Annotated in this window: 17 protein-coding genes; 6 read left to right on the top strand and 11 right to left on the bottom strand. The window is 68.5% G+C overall.

Going from position 1 to position 17,122, the window contains the following annotated elements; translation table 11 throughout:
- A partial coding sequence (locus tag Q1K57_RS06955; protein ID WP_300080325.1) for a hypothetical protein occupies nt 1-314 on the top strand: 314 nt, incomplete at its 5' end.
- A 28-nt stretch (nt 315-342) separates the two neighbouring features.
- Here the strand turns inward: Q1K57_RS06955 and Q1K57_RS06950 are convergent.
- The 4 genes from Q1K57_RS06950 to Q1K57_RS06935 all read right to left on the bottom strand — a co-directional run bounded on the left by Q1K57_RS06950 (nt 343) and on the right by Q1K57_RS06935 (nt 7,346).
- Nucleotides 343-1,485, bottom strand: a complete 1,143-nt coding sequence (locus tag Q1K57_RS06950; protein WP_300080323.1) for an ATP-dependent 6-phosphofructokinase — start codon at nt 1,483-1,485, stop codon at nt 343-345.
- A gap of 31 nt (nt 1,486-1,516) precedes the next feature.
- Nucleotides 1,517-2,476 (bottom strand): GNAT family N-acetyltransferase, encoded by a 960-nt coding sequence (locus tag Q1K57_RS06945; RefSeq protein WP_300080321.1) that lies wholly within the window; start codon nt 2,474-2,476, stop codon nt 1,517-1,519.
- A 164-nt stretch (nt 2,477-2,640) separates the two neighbouring features.
- Entirely contained in the window at nt 2,641-6,492 is a 3,852-nt protein-coding gene (locus Q1K57_RS06940; RefSeq protein WP_300080319.1) for an alpha-amylase family glycosyl hydrolase, read from the bottom strand.
- Nucleotides 6,493-6,692: 200 nt separating this feature from the next.
- Entirely contained in the window at nt 6,693-7,346 is a 654-nt protein-coding gene (locus tag Q1K57_RS06935; RefSeq protein ID WP_300080317.1) for an HAD-IA family hydrolase, read from the bottom strand.
- A gap of 95 nt (nt 7,347-7,441) precedes the next feature.
- On the opposite strand from Q1K57_RS06935, the gene Q1K57_RS06930 reads away from it, so the two are divergent.
- A complete protein-coding gene (locus tag Q1K57_RS06930) occupies nt 7,442-9,220 on the top strand; it encodes an alpha-amylase family glycosyl hydrolase (protein WP_300080315.1) in 1,779 nt (592 codons plus the stop codon).
- 47 nt (nt 9,221-9,267) lie between these two features.
- Here the strand turns inward: Q1K57_RS06930 and Q1K57_RS06925 are convergent, their stop codons facing one another.
- Nucleotides 9,268-9,612, bottom strand: coding sequence for a hypothetical protein (locus Q1K57_RS06925; protein ID WP_300080313.1), 345 nt, complete (start codon nt 9,610-9,612; stop codon nt 9,268-9,270).
- 99 nt (nt 9,613-9,711) lie between these two features.
- On the opposite strand from Q1K57_RS06925, the gene Q1K57_RS06920 reads away from it, so the two are divergent.
- Nucleotides 9,712-10,443: a glycosyltransferase gene (locus tag Q1K57_RS06920; protein ID WP_300080311.1), complete on the top strand. Its 732-nt coding sequence runs from the start codon at nt 9,712-9,714 to the stop codon at nt 10,441-10,443.
- 37 nt (nt 10,444-10,480) lie between these two features.
- Here the strand turns inward: Q1K57_RS06920 and Q1K57_RS06915 are convergent, their stop codons facing one another.
- Nucleotides 10,481-11,044 (bottom strand): hypothetical protein, encoded by a 564-nt coding sequence (locus Q1K57_RS06915; protein WP_300080309.1) that lies wholly within the window; start codon nt 11,042-11,044, stop codon nt 10,481-10,483.
- 2 nt (nt 11,045-11,046) lie between these two features.
- On the bottom strand, nt 11,047-11,463 hold the full coding sequence (locus Q1K57_RS06910; protein ID WP_300080307.1) for a helix-turn-helix transcriptional regulator: 417 nt from the start codon (nt 11,461-11,463) through the stop codon (nt 11,047-11,049).
- Nucleotides 11,464-11,795: 332 nt separating this feature from the next.
- On the opposite strand from Q1K57_RS06910, the gene Q1K57_RS06905 reads away from it, so the two are divergent.
- On the top strand, nt 11,796-12,926 hold the full coding sequence (locus tag Q1K57_RS06905) for an acyltransferase (RefSeq protein WP_300080306.1): 1,131 nt from the start codon (nt 11,796-11,798) through the stop codon (nt 12,924-12,926).
- Nucleotides 12,927-12,932: 6 nt separating this feature from the next.
- Here the strand turns inward: Q1K57_RS06905 and Q1K57_RS06900 are convergent, their stop codons facing one another.
- The 3 genes from Q1K57_RS06900 to Q1K57_RS06890 are packed head-to-tail and all read right to left on the bottom strand — an operon-like array spanning nt 12,933 to nt 14,416.
- A complete protein-coding gene (locus Q1K57_RS06900) occupies nt 12,933-13,316 on the bottom strand; it encodes a barstar family protein (RefSeq protein ID WP_300080304.1) in 384 nt (127 codons plus the stop codon).
- Nucleotides 13,313-13,717 (bottom strand): ribonuclease domain-containing protein, encoded by a 405-nt coding sequence (locus Q1K57_RS06895; RefSeq protein WP_300080302.1) that lies wholly within the window; start codon nt 13,715-13,717, stop codon nt 13,313-13,315. Before Q1K57_RS06895 ends, Q1K57_RS06900 begins: the two co-directional genes overlap by 4 nt.
- A 33-nt stretch (nt 13,718-13,750) precedes the next feature.
- On the bottom strand, nt 13,751-14,416 hold the full coding sequence (locus tag Q1K57_RS06890; protein ID WP_300080300.1) for an SGNH/GDSL hydrolase family protein: 666 nt from the start codon (nt 14,414-14,416) through the stop codon (nt 13,751-13,753).
- A gap of 164 nt (nt 14,417-14,580) precedes the next feature.
- Here Q1K57_RS06890 and Q1K57_RS06885 point away from each other — a divergent pair, with 164 nt between their 5' ends.
- Nucleotides 14,581-15,552, top strand: coding sequence for an endonuclease/exonuclease/phosphatase family protein (locus Q1K57_RS06885; protein ID WP_300080298.1), 972 nt, complete (start codon nt 14,581-14,583; stop codon nt 15,550-15,552).
- Here Q1K57_RS06885 and Q1K57_RS06880 read toward each other — a convergent pair.
- Complete coding sequence (locus Q1K57_RS06880; RefSeq protein ID WP_300080296.1) at nt 15,531-16,643, bottom strand: acyltransferase; 1,113 nt, start codon at nt 16,641-16,643, stop codon at nt 15,531-15,533. The two genes, Q1K57_RS06885 and Q1K57_RS06880, sit on opposite strands and share 22 nt — an antisense overlap.
- Nucleotides 16,644-16,995: 352 nt before the next feature.
- Between Q1K57_RS06880 and Q1K57_RS15715 the strand changes: the two genes are divergently transcribed.
- On the top strand, nt 16,996-17,122 hold a 127-nt coding region (locus Q1K57_RS15715; RefSeq protein WP_366525349.1), incomplete at its 3' end, for a glycosyltransferase.

The following is a 17,122-nucleotide window of genomic DNA, read 5'->3' as shown; positions in this document are numbered from 1 at the left end:
TCGCGGGTCGCGACTCCGACGACCTCGACGACGCGACCAAACAGGCCGTCGCCGCCGGCGCGCACCCGATGCCGCGGAGCGTGGTCGAGGGGATCGTGCGCTACACCGACCCCGCCCGGCGCGCGGTGCCAGTGGTGATGGTCTGCCCCGAGTACTCACCCGACGAGGCGCGCGCGTGGCTGGCCGCGGGCGAGATCTCCGAACTGGCGGACGTGGCGTCGCTCACGTTCGTCGATCTCGACTCCGGCCATTGGCCCATGTTCAGCCAGCCGGACGCCCTCGCGCGCGTCCTCACCGAGGCCATCCCCGGCTGACCGCCGTCGCCGGACGGCCGTGGGGGCGTCAATCCCCGAGCGCCGTCCCGACCTCGCGGGCCGCCTTGATCCACGGGTGGTCGAGGGGAACGGTCTTGAGCACACCGGCCACGTTCTCCAGCGGAACGAGTTCGGTCCCGTCCCCCTTGGAAGCCACCATCACCCCGAAGTGGCCGGCAGCGGCGGCGTCCGCGGCGGCGGCACCCAACCGGGTGGCGAGAAGGCGGTCGACGCCACAGGGCGTCCCGCCGCGCTGCACATAGCCGAGGATGGTGACGCGCGCCTCCATGCCCGTCGCTTCCTCGAGCTTGCGGGCGAGCATGAACGTGTTCTCGCGGTGGGCCGTCTCGAGGGCGGCCTTGTGGGCCTTGGCAGCAGCCTTCGCCTCGGGCGTCGACGCGCCGTCGAGCAGCGCCTGGGCGTTCGCCATGGCGCGGGCGTCATCGGTGTCCATGGCGCCTTCGGCGACGGCGACCACGGAGAAGCTGGTGCCGCGCTCGACGCGTCGGTTGATGGTGGCCACGACCTTCTCGATGTCGTAGGGGATTTCGGGGATCAGGATCACGTCGGCGCCGCCCGCGATGCCCGCGCCGAGCGCCAGCCAGCCGGCCTTGTGCCCCATGATCTCCGCGACGATGATCCGGTGATGGCTGTGGGCGGTGGAGTGCAGCCGGTCGATGGCGTCCGTCGCGATTTCGAGCGCGGTGGTGAAGCCGAAGGTGGCGTCGGTGCCGGCGACGTCGTTGTCGATGGTCTTGGGTAGATGGATGACGTTGACGCCCACCTTCGCCAGGCGCATGGCGTTCTTCTGTGAGCCGCCACCGCCCAGCACCACGAGCGCGTCGATGCCCTCCGCCTTGAGGTTCTCGGCGATGGTCTCGCGCATGTCGCGGATCTCGCCGTCCACCTCCATGCGGTGCACCTTGTCGCGGCTCGTGCCGAGGATCGTGCCGCCCACGGTGAGGATGCCCGAGAGCGCCTTGGAGTCGAGCGGGACGAACCGGTTCTCCGCGAGGCCGCGGATGCCGTCGCGGAACCCGACCAGCTCCATCCCGTAGCGACCGATGGCCGCCTTGCCGAATCCGCGGATCGTCGCGTTCAGGCCCGGGCTGTCACCGCCTGCCGTCAGGATGCCGACCTTCTTCACCGCGGACGCCTCGTGCTCGGCCATGTCAACCCCCTCGCTCTGGTTTGTGCAAACCCTAACCCTCGCAGGGGGGACGCCGCTGCATCGTGGCAAAGGTCTTGGTCGTCGCGAACCCGAGCCGCTCGTAGACGCGCGGCGCTCCCGTGGGGCTCTCGGAGTCGACCTGCAGTTCGACCACGTCGTAGTTCCCCGAATCGGACGCCGCCGCCACCGTCCGTCCGAGGCACGCCCCGGCGAGGCCGCGCCCGCGCGCCGACGGGATCGTCCCCACGATGTCGATCCACAGCTGCCGGTCGACCCACTGCCCGGCCAACACGTACGCCAGGACCGCACCCGCGGCGTCCAGGGCGAGCGTCGACACGTCGAACCGCAAGGAACGCCCCGACCAGAAGTCGTGCCACTGGGCGGGGTTCGACGCGCCCGACCCCCAATGGTCGGCGAAGGCGAGGTTGTGCGCCACGCGCGTCACCTCCTCGTGCTCGGGCCCGGGGCTCACGAGCCGGACGCCGTCGGGCACGGTCAGCGCCACGGACGCCGGCAGCCGCAACGCCAACTCGTTGAAATACCGCGCCACGGCGTAGCCCCGGTGCGCCAGCAGCCGCCGCACGGACGCCCCCTCGACTCCTCCGCTCGCCCGCCAGAGGGCGGGCACGCCGGGGGCGCGCTGGGCGGCCAGCTCGGTGGCGCGCGCCTCCATGAGGTCCATGAGCCGCCGGCCGATGCCCCGGCCACGGAAGTCCTTCCGGACACCGCCGTCCAGCTGGCAGCGGAGCACGCCTTCGTTGTTGGGTTGCTGCCCCACCCGGAGCTGCCCGTAGGCGATCAACACCTCACCCGACCAGACCGCCCACGAGTCCCGCTCGGGTGTGAAGCCGGACTCCCCGAGTTCCTCGGCGAGGTCCTCGGCGTCGTAGAACTCCTCCGTGCCATCCACCTCGGCGAGGTGGTTCGTCAGTTCCGCCCAGGCGGGGACGGACCCTGCGTCGAGGTGCGTCCAGTGCAAGCCGTCGGTCATCGGGTCATCATGCCAGCCCGCTGGCCCAGCGGCCCACCGCTGGCCGAACCCGTCTCGACACGCTCGACCAGCGGGCGACACGCCCCGCCAACCGGAGGGGCCCCCGGCGTAGTCCGACGCCGAGGGCCCCAGTCCGGGACGGTCTACCTCCGCAGGGCAGCCCGTCAGTTTCCGCAGGGAGCGACGTTGCGCCAGTTCAGGACGGTGTCGCTGACGACCGGTGCGCCGTCGGCGCCCCACGCCAGGGTGACGGAGCGATTGCCCAGCTCACCGCACGTGCCGTCCTTCTCGACCTTCTCCCAGCTGCCGAGGGTGTACTTGTACTCCACCTGGGTGCCCTCGGTGCCCGTCAGCGTCACCTGCCACGTGGTCGCGTCGACCTTCGTCAACGCCACCCCGCCGGGGTTCCACGCCGGAAGCCCGCCGCTCAGGCGGTCCAGCGAGCCGGCGATGTACACCGTCGCGTCGGCGGGCGTCGTGGCGGGCACGGTCACCCGGAACGTCACCGCCACCTGGCGCAGCGCCGCCGTCGCCGTGACCGGCTCCGACCACGCCGACCGGTTCGCCGACGCATCCACGGCCCGCACCGCGTACTCGTACGTGCCGCCCTCCACGACCGTCGCATCGGTGTACGCCACATCCGGCGTCGAGCCGATCACCACGAACTTACCCGCGCCGGGCGTGCGGCGTCTGATCTCGTAGCCGTACAGGTCGGCGTCGCTCACGGCCGCCCAGGACAGCTCGACGCCGGTCGGCGCCGCAGACACCACGCTCAGACCGGTCGGCACCGCAGGAGCGGTGGTATCGGCGGCCGGCAGCACGGTCAACAGGCCGGGCGACCCGGGCACCGCCTCACCGGGCACGATTCCCGAGCGATCCGCGTACACCCAGTCGCGCCCGCCGGTCACGGAGTAGCGGTACAGGTAGCTGTACGTCCCGGCCGCCGTGGGCTGGAACGACGCCTTGTACTCGTCGTTGTTGCCCGCGTCGGTGTTGAAGGTGGCGTCCACCCACACCCAGCCGGACGCCGTGGGCGCGGTCCCCTGCGGGCCATAGCCGGCCTGCGCGACCACGCCCGCTCCCTGGCCCGCGGCGTTGGTGACGCCCTCGATCCAGATCTGGCCGTACACGTTGTCGGTGCGCGTCGCCGCGGACAGCGTCCAGGTCAGCTCCGGCGGCCACTGCAGGTTGGCCCAGCCGACGGAGGCATGCGGCACGCCCGTCACCTCGTTGGACGCCGCACCCACGTTGCCCGCGGCGTCGATGGCCCGCACCACGAAGTAGCCCACCTGCGCGTTCGGCAGCCCGGTGACCGTGAACGTCGTGCCCGTCACGGGCGCCGCATTCATCTTCACGTAGCCGCCGCCCGAGACCGGCGAGTAGTAGACGTCGTAGGCGACGGCGTCCGGCACAGCAGCCCAGGAGAGGCTGACCGAGCCGTTGCCCTCGCCGGTGACGGTGACGGCCGGCGCGGTGGGTCCGGCGAGGTCGGTGGTGCCGGTCGACCAGTAGGCGCCTGCGCCTGCCGGCAAGGTCACGGTGAGGACGCCGCCCGCCACCGTCGCCTTCGTGCCGGTCGGGACGCCGGCGGACGCCTTCACGGTGAGGACGGTTCCGTCGGGCAGGTAGCCGCCGACCGGGATCGCCAGCGTCCGCGTCGCACCGGACACGTTGAGCGCCACCACCGCGCCGTTGGCGTCCGTCTTGCGGCCGTACGCGACGGTGCCGTTGGCGTCGTCGGCCAGGAGCACCCGGAAGTCGCCGCGGGTGAGGGCCGGATCGGCCTTACGGGCCCCGGCGAGCGCCGCGTACCAGGCGTAGAGCTGCATGTTCGGCGAGCCTCCCTTGTCGGCCCACGGCACCGTGTGGCGGTCGTCGGGGTCGTCCGCCCCGGTCACGCCGACCTCGTCGCCGTAGTAGATGCTCGGCATGCCGGCCTGGGTGAACTGGATGAGCGCCGCCATGCGCAGCCGCTGGAGGTCGTCGGCGCCGTAGGCGTCGCGCTCCCGGTTGTACTGGCCGTCGGTGAGCGTCCAGAGGGCGCGTTCGGTGTCGTGACTGTCGAGCAGGTTGAGCAGCGCGTAGTAGGCGGCGTCCGGGTAGTCCTCGCGGACGGAGGCGAGCCGGTTCGCGAACTCGGTGGGCGTGATCTGCCGGCCTGAGTCGGCGAAGCCCTTGCTGTTGAACGGCTGCGGCGCGAGCAGTCCGAGCACCGCGTCCCGAAGACGGTAGTTCATGGTGGTGTCGAGGCGGTCGCCGCGGATCATGCGGAGCAGCGTCGAGTCCTTCTGCCACGTCTCGGAGATCGACAGCGAGTCGGGCGCGACGGCCTTGGTCTCGGTGCGGAAGGTCTCCCAGTAGCCGTCGGGGAAGGAGGCGTCGCCGGACACGTCGAGGCGCCAGCCGGCCGCACCGGCCTGGAGCCAGAGCTTGGCGATCGCGTCGTCGGCGGTGAGGAAGTACGCCTGCACCTCGGCGTCCGTCTTCGTGAGGACGGGGATCGAGTCGAAGCCGAACCAGCCCTCGTAGGCCATCGTGTTGGCGCCGTCTGGTCCGACGCAGGGGCCGCCGGCTTCGGGCTTGAAGGTGAACCAGTCCCGCCACGGGGAGTCCATGGATTCGCAGGCGCCGACCGTGTCGTAGTGGCCGTAGCGGTCGAAGAAGGGGCTGTCGGAGCTCATGTGGTTGAACACCCCGTCGAGGACGACGCGCATGCCGCGCTGGCGGGCGTGCTTGAGCAGGTTGTCGAAGTCCTTGCTGGTGCCGAAGGCGGGGTCGATCTTCGTGTAGTCCTGCGTGTCGTAGCTGTGGTTGGAGCCGGCGTCGAAGATCGGGTTGAAGTAGATGGTCGAGACGCCCAGGGTCTTGAGGTAGTCGAGCTTCTGGTCGACGCCCTTGAGGTCGCCGCCGTAGTAGTCGCGGCCGCGGGGCTGCTCGATGTCGGACGCGGCATCCGCCGGCTTACCGAAGCGCCAGGGGCAGGTGACGGGGCTGGCGTCGCTGTAGTCGCGGCAGTAGCCCTCGGGCCGGTCGTTCCACGCCATTTTGATGACGGGGTCGTCGTAGCGCACGGAGCCGGTGGGCAGGTCGTTGTTGGAGCGTCCGTTGAGGAAGCGGTCGGGGAAGATCTGGTAGACGACCTGGTCCTTGGCCCACGCGGGCGCGGTGAAGCCGGGCTCGTGGATCATCAGCGCGTAGGACTGGTCGACGGCATCTTCGGTGACGGCCCCGACGCCGCCGTCCAGGGCGGGGGTGTTGTCGGCGTAGTAGTCGGTGTCGGTGCCGTCGGTGACCACGAACCTGTACCACAGGTTGTCGGCCGGGTGGTCGGCGGGGATGGTGTATTCCCAGTAGTCGCACGTGTACTTCGCGAGCGCTTCGTCGGCGCAGGACACTCCGGACGCCACCCGCGTCATCGGCTGCATGGCGGCGCCGCCGGCGTCCAGCGAGTAGAGCCGCAGCGTGACGGACGTGACGTCGTCGTGGTACGTGCGCAGCCGGAGGGTGACGGCTGTGCCCTGCTCGACGGCGCCGGTCGGCGTCCGGTAGAGCGTGTCGCGGGAGTCGTGCTTGACCCCGTCCCACCAGACGGTGTCGTCGTGTGCGGGCATTCCGGACGCCGTCACGCTCGGCACCTTGGTGGTCGAGTTCCAGGTGAACGTGAGCGTCTGCCCGGCGGTCATCGTCACGGGAATGTTCGCCCCACCGGGCTCGCCGTTGGCGCCGTAGTTCTCGGCCCAGGAGTTGTTCAGCGCGACCTTGAACTCGTAGGTTCCGGCGGGCGACTGGTCGGTGCTGTACACGTAGGTGCCGCTGCCGTCGTTCGTCATGCGCGTGGCCGTGCACTCCGGCGCCCAGTCGTCAGCGCAGCCGAGTTCGTACTGCAGGCTGCCGACGAGCGTGACGACCGGGTCCGCGGCGAGCGCGCGGGGCGCCCCGAAGGGCAACAGCCCAAGAATGACGGTGAGGACCGCGATGAATGCGGCGAGCCGCGTGTCTCGTGTGGTGGTGCGCATGGGAATCCCCCCGTTGGGACAAGGCCGAGTGGCCCGATTCTGCTCCTGTCGCCCGTATCGGGGCTAGTCGTCCGCTCTTAACAGTGCGCAATAACCTTTCACAGTACGCAAACTTTGCGCACACAGCGCGTGGCGCCCCTCCGCGCGAACGTGCGGGTAGGTGCGTGTCGACAGGGCGGCATGCTCCCCTGCGCGAGCCGTTAGCGCCCCGCCGCTTCGGCGACGCCGCTGAGGTCCGGGACGATCTGGTGGGCGCCGGCGTCCTCGAGGACCTCGACGCCGAAGGTGGTCGTCAGACCGAACACGCGGCCCATGCCGGCGGCGACGGCGGAGCGGACGCCGTCGGGTGAGTCCTCGAACGCCCAGCAGTCCCCCGGGTCGAGCCCGAGCTTCTCGGCGCCGAGGAGGAAGCCGTCCGGCGCAGGCTTGCCGTGGGTCACCTGGTCGCCGGTGACGACGGCGTCCATGTGGTCGAGCACGCCGAGCACTTCGCCGACGCACACGTCCACCCACCCCTGGTTCGCCGACGTGACGAGCCCGAGCAGCACGTCCGCATCCCGGGCGGCCCGGATGAGGTCGGCGGCCCCTGCGACGGCCACGGGTTTCATGTCGAGCGGCTGGTGGGTGAACATCTCCATGAGCAGGGCGATGGGGTCGTCGTTGAAACCCACCCACGGCCCCGGATCGTGGGCGAAGACTTCGTGGGGGCGGCGTCCGGTGAAACTGGCGACCAAGGCCTCGTCGTAGTCCCACTGGCGGGCGTCGAAGAAGTTGCGGATCGTCTGCTGGTGCAGCGGCTCGGAATCGACGAGCGTGCCGTCGACGTCGAACAGGATCCCCTTGGGCCACCTCATACCCGGAAGTGTCCCACTCGGGCGTCCACGCGCGCCTGTTTTCCTCCGCCACCGCGGTCCCACTAGGTTGTGAGCACCATCGAGAGGAGGGCCACGTGGCCGAGCACCTGCCGGGCATGGGCGCGATCAAGGCGTCCGAGGGGTTTGCGTTCCGGGTCTGGGCCCCACACGCGCGTTCGGTCGCCGTGATCGGCGAGTTCAACGACTGGAGCGTCGAGGCCAACCCGATGACGTCGGAGGAGAACGGCTACTGGTACCACCCGCCCATCGAGAACGCCTCGGCCGGCCACGAATACAAGCTCTGGCTCGCCAACGACGACAACGGGTTTGCGCGCCGCGACCCGTACTCGTTCCAGGTCACCAACTCGGTGGGCAACTCGGTGCTCTACAACCACGACGCGTTCGACTGGGGCGGGAACGGTGCGAACTGCCCGCCGCACAACTCGATGGTCATCTACGAGTTGCATGTGGGCACGTTCAACAACGGTCCGGACGCCGACGGCACGCTGCACGACGTCGCCGAACGCCTCGACCACCTCGTCGACCTGGGGGTGAACGCGATCCAGCTGATGCCGGTGGCGGAGTTCGCGGGCGACCAGTCGTGGGGCTACAACCCGTCGGACCCGTTCGCCGTGGAAAGCGCCTACGGCGGGCCCGACGCGCTGAAGTCCCTCGTCAAGCAGGCCCACGAGCGCGGCATCGCGGTGATCCTCGATGTGGTGTACAACCATTTCGGACCGTCCGACCTCGACCTGTGGCAGTTCGACGGCTGGAGCGAGAACGATCTGGGCGGCATCTACTTCTACAACGACTGGCGGGCGAGCACGCCGTGGGGAGACACCCGCCCCGACTACGGGCGCGAGGAGGTGCGCCGCTACCTCCGCGACAACGTGCTCATGTGGCTGGCGAACTACCAAATGGACGGCCTGCGCCTCGACATGACGCCGTTCATGCGATCGGTCGACGGCACGGAGCGGAATCTGCCCGAGGGCTGGGACCTGATGCGCTGGCTGGCGGAGACCGTCCGCCAGGAGTATCCGGGGCGGATCATCATCGCGGAGGATCTCCACGGCGACCCGCATGTCACGTCGACGGACGCCGGCGGTGCCGCCTTCCACGCCCAGTGGGATGCGCTGTTCGTGCACCCGGTGCGGGAGGCGTTGGAGCAGGTCGAGGATCACTACCGGTCGATCGCCGACGTGACGGACGCCCTCACCCACTCCTACGGGGACCCTTTCGCCCGGGTCATCTACACCGAGTCGCACGACGAGGTGGCGAACGGGCGGTCGCGCGTGCCGGCGTCCGTCGACGAGGGCGACCAGTCCGGCTGGGCGGCACAGAAGCGGTCCACGCTGGGGGCGGCGCTCATGCTGACCGCGCCGGGCATTCCGATGCTGTTCCAGGGGCAGGAGTTCCTGGAGGGCGGCTGGTTCCGCGACGATGTGCCGTTGGACTGGCGTCGCCGTGAGGATTTCGCCGGCATCGCCAACCTGTACGCCGATCTCATCAGCCTGCGCCTCAACCGGTGGGGGCATTCGCGGGGGCTGACGGGCGGCAACATCCACGTGTTCCACGCCGACGAGGAGACGAACCTGCTCGCCTACCATCGCTGGGCCGAGGGCGGCCCGGGCGACTCGGTGGTCGTGGTGGTGAACCTGAGCGCGCAGGGGCGCGAGGATCAGCGGGTCGGGTTGCCGTCGGGTGGGTTGTGGACGCTCCGGTTCAATTCGGACGCCCCCAGCTACAGCGCCCTGTTCGGGCACGCGGAAAGCTTCGACCTGGAGGCTCACGACGAGGGAGCGGACGGTCTGGACTTCCACGGCAACGTCACGATTGCTCCGTACTCGGTGCTCATCTACAGCCAGGGCGCCTGACGCCCGCTGGTCGGGCCTTTCCAGAGCATCTGATCGAGTCCGTCGACCTACTCTTCCGCAACGACCGGCGACGGATGGTGCCAGCGGGCCGGGAGCCACGTGCCACGTTCGCGCCGCAGTACCCAGACGCGTCCGGGTACGGCGACCGCGTCCACGGCTTTGCGCGCGGCGTCGGCGATGACGAACGCATCGGCGTCCTCCTCGCTGTCGTTCGACTCGGGCACCACGAAGCGGACGTACAACCGCGCCGTCCCGGCGACCACGTCGAGGTCATGGGCGTCGACGTGGAGACCTTCGGCGACGAAGAAGCCGAGCAGCGTGTCGAGCACCGCCGGCGGCGCGACGCCCGGGCGAGCGCCGAGGATCTCCAGCTCGAGTCGGAACGATGGCATGACGCCAGCGTAGGGAGGGGCCTGTCGGGCCTGTTGCGGCCATTTCCGCCATAGATGAGCGCATCGCCCCAGAGTGTGGTTGCGTGGGAGGATGCTGCGATGTTCTCGGTAGTCATCCCCACGCTACAACGGTCGCCGGACCTTTGGCCGCTGGTGCAGCAGTGCTCCGCTCATCCGCTGGTCCTCGAAGTTCTGGTGATCAACAACGCCAAGGCCCCCCTGACTTGGGATTCGCCGAAGGTGAGGGTGCTGCAGCAGGCCGAGAACATTTACGTGAACCCCGCATGGAATCTTGGCGCACTAGAGGCACGCGGCGACTGGCTGGCCATCATCAACGACGACGTGCGATTCGGTGATGCCGCGTTCGACGTTGCGGCTCGACTGCTCCGTACCGGGCTGGTTGGACTTGTGGCCCCCGACGAGGCCAGCTACCTCGAGGATGTGCGAGGCCGCCCCACCTGGCGCTTGCAGTTCGAGTTCAACGCGAAGCTGGGCACGTTCATGTGCCTGCGTCGCGCTGACTACTCCCCGATCCCGGACGAACTCAAGATCTGGGGAGGAGACAACTGGCTTTTCTGGAGCCAGCTCAAGCCGAACGCAACCATCAAGAACGTCCAATTCGTGACGGATATGGGGACCACCACATCAGATCCCGAGTTCTCCGCCTCCAGGTCCCGCGAAAGCGCACGAGCGACCGAACTGCTCGACCTGGGTCCGCACCGTCGTTGGTGGCGACTTCTTGGTCCTGCCATGAGCGCTGTGCGCCGCTTCGCGCGCGGGCTCAAGACCTCCCAGGAACTCAGAGCACACGGCCACGAGGGCCCGGCGTGACGCCGAGCCCCCGTGGGGTCTTGATTCGTTCTGAGGATCAGAAGCTCTGGTTCTGGTCACCCTCGGCCGGGGCGTCGGCGTGCTCGGAGGGAGCAGCGTCGGCCTGATCGTCCACGTCGGGGGCGACGACGGACTCGGCGTCCTCCACGTCGGCACCCTCGTGCAGGTCGAAGGCCTCGCTGGGTGCGGGCTTCTCGGCGCGCGTGGCGTTGACCTGCTGCTGCAGGTCTGCGACGGCGTGGCGGCCGCGCTCGGCCATCTCGTGGTACTGCTTGGTGACTTCGTCGAGGAAGGTCTTGAACTGGTCGGGCATGGTGTCGACGAACTGCTTGAAGTTCGGGTCGACTCCCTCGGGGGTCTTGGCGGCGAGCTGCTTGCGCTGCTGCTCGAAGAACACCTTGGCCTTCTCCGCCACCAGGTTGGCGACGCCGGCGGCGGCGTAGACGGTCTCGGTGGCGTACTTGATGGCCATCTCGCCGACCTTCTCTGGGGTCAGCTTGTCGCCCGGCACGGTCGTCGGGGTGGTCTTGTGCTCGTCGGCAGCGAAGTCCTCGGCGAACTGCTGGCCGTCGTGGCTCTGCTCGTTGTACTGGTCGGACATGTTCACTCCTTGTGCTGGTCCGGGGTTTCCGGGTCCTGCTGGTGGGTCGGTTCAGGTTCTTGGTCCTCCTGGCCGGTGAAGGCCAGATAGACCCCGATGAGCGCTTGCTTCTGCGCCGGGGACAGCCCGGGGTCGTTCGAGATCGCGCGTTCCGTCTGGGTGGGCCGTGTGGCCTGCCCGTCGAGGAGTCCGGCGCGGACGTACAGCGATTCGGCCGACACCGACAAGGCGGTGGCGATCTGGCTCAGTACCTCCGCGGACGGCTTGCGCAGCCCTCGTTCGATCTGACTGACATAGGGATTCGAGATCCCAGCGCGGTCGGCAAGCTGGCGAAGTGACATCTCTGCCGCGCGCCGCTGGCTGGCGATGAAGTCCCCGAGCGACGAGCGCTCGTGGGTGGGGACCTCGCTGCCTTCCATGGGCACCATCCTGCTAGCTCCAGCTAGCGCGCACAACCCCCGCAAGCCCCAATGGGTACCCTGACGCCCCCCTGACAAGCTCTGTCAGGGACGCCGCCGGCGCAAGCTGGCAAGCGGGTCACGGAGCCCAGCCAGCCTTACCCGGTTGAAGGTGCCGAGCCCCTCGCCACCGTCGCGGGCGAGCCTCGCGGCGGCGTCCTGGCTTGTGACTGTCGATGCATCCGTGCAGCCAGCTGGCACGATCTCGGCGCCCATGCGGCCGGGTGAGATGAGTCGCCTGGGCGTCAGCAACCTCGATACCTTCAGTCGAACCGGGCTAGAGAGGTGAACGCATGGCCGCTACACCCGAGGAAAGGGATCGGCCCGGTGCGGGGCTCAAAGAGCCTTTGGTCACAGACGCCGCCACCCAGCGCCTGCATGCGCGTCAGCAGTGGGACGCCCTCGACGGGCTTCGGGCGATCGCGGTCCTGGCCGTCGTCGTCTATCACGGCTCCGTCGGGTGGGCTGTGAACGGCTACGTCGGAGTGGACATCTTCTTCGCTCTGAGCGGCTTTCTGATCACATGGCTGCTCTTGGCCGAGATTGCGCGAACCGGCGGGATTCGTGTGGGTGCCTTCTGCATGCGCCGCCTGCTTCGCTTGTATCCGGCTCTCCTGGCAACGCTGGCTGTCGTCGTCGCGCTGGCAATCATCGGATCCGGGAACCCGGCCATTTACGGCGCCGCCGCTGCCTCAGCATTCTATGCGGCCAACTGGTGGGTGGGCTTGGGGAATCAGGCCCCGCTACTCGAGCACATGTGGACCTTGGCGATTGAAGAGCACTTCTATTTCGTCTGGCCCTTCCTGACCCTGCTCCTGACCCGGCGAAGGGCCTTGCTCCGCATCGCTGGCATCGCCATGGCGGTGGCCCTGGTTGTAGGGATGGCGGTGTCGTGGCCAGCGCAGGTTGAGCCCGTTCGGATCATGTACCTCCGAGGAGCACCGATCGTTTGGGGCAGCCTGTTGGCCTGGGCGCTCACGCGCATCGCGCCAGCCGGACGCTTTCGCCCGCTCATCACCATCTTGGCGGCCTCCGCTTCCCTGGCTCTGCTGGCCCTGGTGACCGTCCCGATCCATTTCCCTGAATGGTGGCTGACCGGTCCAGTGGGGGCAGCCGGGCTGTTGAGCACGATAGCCGTCGGCTCGCTTGTCCAGGCCCCACACAGCTTCGCTGGTCGCCTCCTGTCATGGGCGCCTCTGACCTGGATCGGTCGCAGGGCCTACGGCATTTACCTGTACCACTTCCCCATCATCAGCCTGCTCATGCATCAGGTGGACTTCGGTATCCCGCAACTTGTGCGGTCCATCATCGGCATAGGGTTGAGCGTCCTGGTTGCAGGAATCTCCTACCGCTATCTGGAGTTGCCGTTCCTCCGGATCAAGCACCGGTACTCGACGAAACCTCCGAGCAATTCCGCTGCCTGACCAGCGTCAGCGGCGGCGTCCTTTGCCCTTCGGCTCGCACAGGACGAACGCGAACGGCGGCTCGCCCTTGACCCGCTCGGCGAGGACGTCGGAGATGGCTTGCCAGGCCTTGGGGTGCTCGTCGGCGAAGGTGGCGCCGTCGGCCCAGATGAGGACGGTGGGGTCGGTGAGATCGCGGAGGCAGTCGGTGAGGGCGTCGAGGTTGACCCCGTAGTGGTCGGGGAAGTTCATGGCCCGGCCGAGAGCGACGAGGGCTTCGCGGCGGGCGTCCTTCTCGACGTCGCCGACACGCAGAAGGCGCGGCGTCCAGCCGGCAAGGCGCCAATCCCCGGCGACGGACTCAGCCGGCGCCGACGTCGTGTACATGCCGGCGGCGAAGCCTGCGCTCATCGGCGGATCCTCCAGAAGGTGTTGTAGTGGTCGTCGGTCCAGTAGTACTCCCCCGCCTCGCCGACGACGATGCGGCGCGCGCCACGGTCGTCCGATCCGGGGGTGTCGACGGTGAACTCGCGATAGTACCCGGCGTTCTCGGGAGGCAGCAGGCCCTCGCGGTTGAAGAAGGTGGCGCCGTCTTGGCGGTAGGGGTAAGGCGGGCCGGCGGCGATGGCGGCAAGGGTGTCGGACGCCTCGGGTGGCAGTTGTCCCGCGTCCACCCACAAGAGACCGCTCACCGGGTCCGCGGACGGGCCGGTCGTGGGGGCGGCGTCCCGGAGGGAGAGCCAGCCGTAGGCGACGATGCCGACGGCGACGACGGCGAAGGCGACGAGAACCGGGCTGATGCGGCGACTCACGCGGGGGTTTCTTGTCAACGCTGGGGTTTCTTGTCAGGCGAGGCCGGCGAGGAAGGCCTCGGCGATGGCCCGGCTGCCGGCGACGGTGGGTTCGCCGGGGCCGTTGACGAGGGCCTTCTTGCCCGAGAGGGGCTGCCCGATGTCGACGAATGTGGCGCCGTTGGCGGTGGCTGCCTTCTCGACGTTCGTGGCGGTGCGGGCGACCCAGGCCGGTGGGTTGGCGTCGGAGACGGCGGGGCCGACCGCGTAGATGGTGGCGTCGGGGAGGGCGCCGCGGAGATCTGCGTAGAAGGTGTCCACGGCGGCGGACCCCATGTCGCCGTCGGCGGCACCGCCCATCACGACGACGACCGTGGGGCTGGCGGCCACCGCCTTGTCGAGGAGCCCGCCGAAGGCGGTGCAGGGCTTTTCGGGGCACGTCTCGGGGACGCGGCGGTAGCCCATCCCGGGAACGGACAGGTTGACTTCCTGCCAGCCCATCTCTTGGGCCACGATGTCGGACCAACCGCTGCCGTCGGTGCCGGCGGTGTAGCCGTCGCCGATGAACACGGCCGTGGGCAAGGGCGGAGCAGAGGCGGGGTCGGCGGGTGTGGTGGCGACTGTCACGGGGGCGGGCAGAGCGGACATCGCGCTGGTCTTCTGCTTCAGAGTGACGTCCGCGAACCAGATGACCGCCAGGGTGCCAACGAGCAGGCCCACTAGGACCAACGTTGACCACGCCGATCGTCGTCCGCGCACGTTGCGAACCCCTTTCCCACGCTGGAACCCTCGGATACTACAAGGAGCAGGGGGGACATGTCCCCTTGTCCGGCCACAAACTCGACGACGGGTCGAGGGTCCTCGTGCCCGCCTATCCTCTGGGTGTGTCCCGTCTCCGCAAGGAACTCCGTGAGGCCGCGCTCACGCTCGCGGCTCTGGTCTCCTTGGGGGCTGTGCCGCTGACGGCGTTGGGGCTGAACCCGCAGTGGCAGTTGACGAGCCGCTGGGTGACGATGGCGGCCTCGTTCCTGCCGTACGGGCTGGTGGCCTGGGGTTTCGTGGGGTTGATGGTCCTGCTGGCGGGGCGCGGGTGGTGGAAGCTGCTGGTGTTACCGGCCGTGGCCGGCGTCGTGGCCCACGCATGGCTGGCGGCGCCTTACTGGCCCAGCCCCGCACCCGAGGCGTCCGGGGCGCGGCTGACCATCATGTCGGTGAACCTCTACTACGGCTGGGGCGACGGCGAACTACCCCAGAAGACTGCCGAACTGCGACCGGACGTCGTGGTCGTGCAGGAGATCACCTACGACGCGTTGGGGAGGCTGGACGCGCGCGGCTGGGCCCAGCAGTACCCCTATCGCGTCGGTGAGCCAGCTGAGGACTGGGACGCCGGCGGCGCCATGGTGTTCTCCACGCGGCCGCTCACCGAGCTCGAACCCGGGCAGGAGAGCGGGGTGCGGCAGGTGCTGCGCCTGGACGTCGAGGGGCGTCCCCTCACGGTGGTGGCGGTGCACACGACAAACCCCGTGGTCGGGTTCGACGCGTGGCAGTCCGAGTTGGACGCCGTCGCTGCGGCCGCGCTGCGCCAATCGGGACCGTTGGTCGTCGTGGGTGACTTCAACGCCACCCGCGACCATGTGCCGATGCAGCAACTGCTTGCCCGAACCGGGTTGGAGGACGCCACCGAGGAGGCCGGCGTCGGCTGGGCTCCCACGTTCGGCACGCGCTACTCCCCCGCTGTCATCGCCATCGACCACGTGTTGACGAGCGGCCACCTCACCACCGCTGCCATCAGTACCTTCGGTGTCCCCGGCAGCGACCACCGAGGAATGGTGGCTCAGGTCGCGATGGATGCCTGAGCAGGATCGGAGGTGAGGCGTGCACGCTTCGACCATGCGATGCATGGCTTCTCGACCCACATGAAGAACGGGAGCGTCAACACCACGAGTACGCCGAGGCCGGCCGTCCACAGGAGCAGCAGTTTCGCAACGCCGTTCTCGATGTGCAGGAACTTGGTCGCCATTTCGCTGAAATACCACATGGTCGGTTGGTGAAGCAGGAAGAGGGAGTAGGCGCGATAGCCGAGCCAAGTGAGGGGCCGCCAACTCGCGAATCTTCCCCACGAGGGTGAGGTGAGCACAAGGGCGATGAGGGAGCCGAAGGCCATGCCAAGCCCGAGTTCGCGGATCGAGGTGAACGACCAAGAGGCCAGCGGGGAGACCGCGACGGCGTACGCAGTTGCCATGATCGGAACCAGCACCCAGGGTCGCCTCCAGCTCTCCCGCTCGGGAAGCCGAAAGACCAAGAGGGCCGTCGCGATGCCGGCCATGAACTGACCGAGACGGCCGAGCCCGTTGGCTCCGACCAGGAACTCCATTGGGAACCCGGAGCCGTCCACCGCAAGGCCAGCGAGCAAGCGATAGGCCACGGAGAGTGCCAAGCCACCCGCCAACCCGCGCGTCCCCCAGCGGACGTAGGCCCAAAGCACCACCGGGAAGATGAGGTACAGCTGCATCTCGAGGGACATGGTCCAGAGACTGCCGTTGATTCCGTCCCAGAACTCAGCGAAGAAGATGTGCGTGAAGGAGAGATGGGTCGCCCAGTCCCCCCAACTCGGACCGGGCTGCCAATCAGCCCGCTGGCCGAGCAACCGCATGAGCGCCACGAGCACTTGAGGCATGGCCACCGCCACGACCAGGGCCACGTAGTAGGGAACCACGATGCGTCGTAGGCGGCGGCGCAGGTAGATCCTGATGTCGAACGCGGCGAGCCGGGAACTGAAGCGGGCGAAGGGAAGGAAGAGGACAAATCCTGTCAGGACGACGAAGAAGTCCGGCCGGGTGTTTTGCGACACGATGGCTGCGACGAGCGGGATGTCCGGCGCGCCAGCGAACTCCCACGTGTGGAAAAGGAAGACCAATAGGAAAGCACAGGCTCGTAAACCGTCCACTGAATTGATTCTTCGCGGGTCTCGCCCGCCCACCCGAGACCTGCGCCGCACTTCAGCGCGCGCGTGACCCAGCCCCACTGTCTCGTTCCCCCCTGACACACATGTGCGGAGAACAAATCGTACGGCGCATCAGGAAGGCGACCAACGCCAAAGGCCCGCTCGCTCTGCTCCTCTCGGCGTCTGCGCGTCGCCCCCAGAGCAGAGGCGACGTGCTTTGGAGGAACTCTACGAGAGGGCGCCCAGGCACCCGTCTGGCACCAGTCCGGGAGCTGGGGGCCGCCCCTGCGGGCCGTTGATTGCGCATTTGATCTGTACGATGGATCCGATGGGCTAACCGTGTTGAAGGGACGACATGAGTGACCAGAGTCACCTGAGCGCTGCCGTGATCTTGGTCACCTACAACAGGGCTGAGAATGTGCGCACCTGTCTCGATCACGTCATGCGTCAGACGCTGCCCGCGGCTGAGATCCTCGTGGTAG

It is taken from the genome of Propioniciclava sp. (assembly GCF_029977985.1).
In the GTDB taxonomy this organism is placed as follows: Bacteria; Actinomycetota; Actinomycetes; order Propionibacteriales; family Propionibacteriaceae; genus Propioniciclava.
This window is presented reverse-complemented; position numbering and strand designations above follow the sequence as displayed.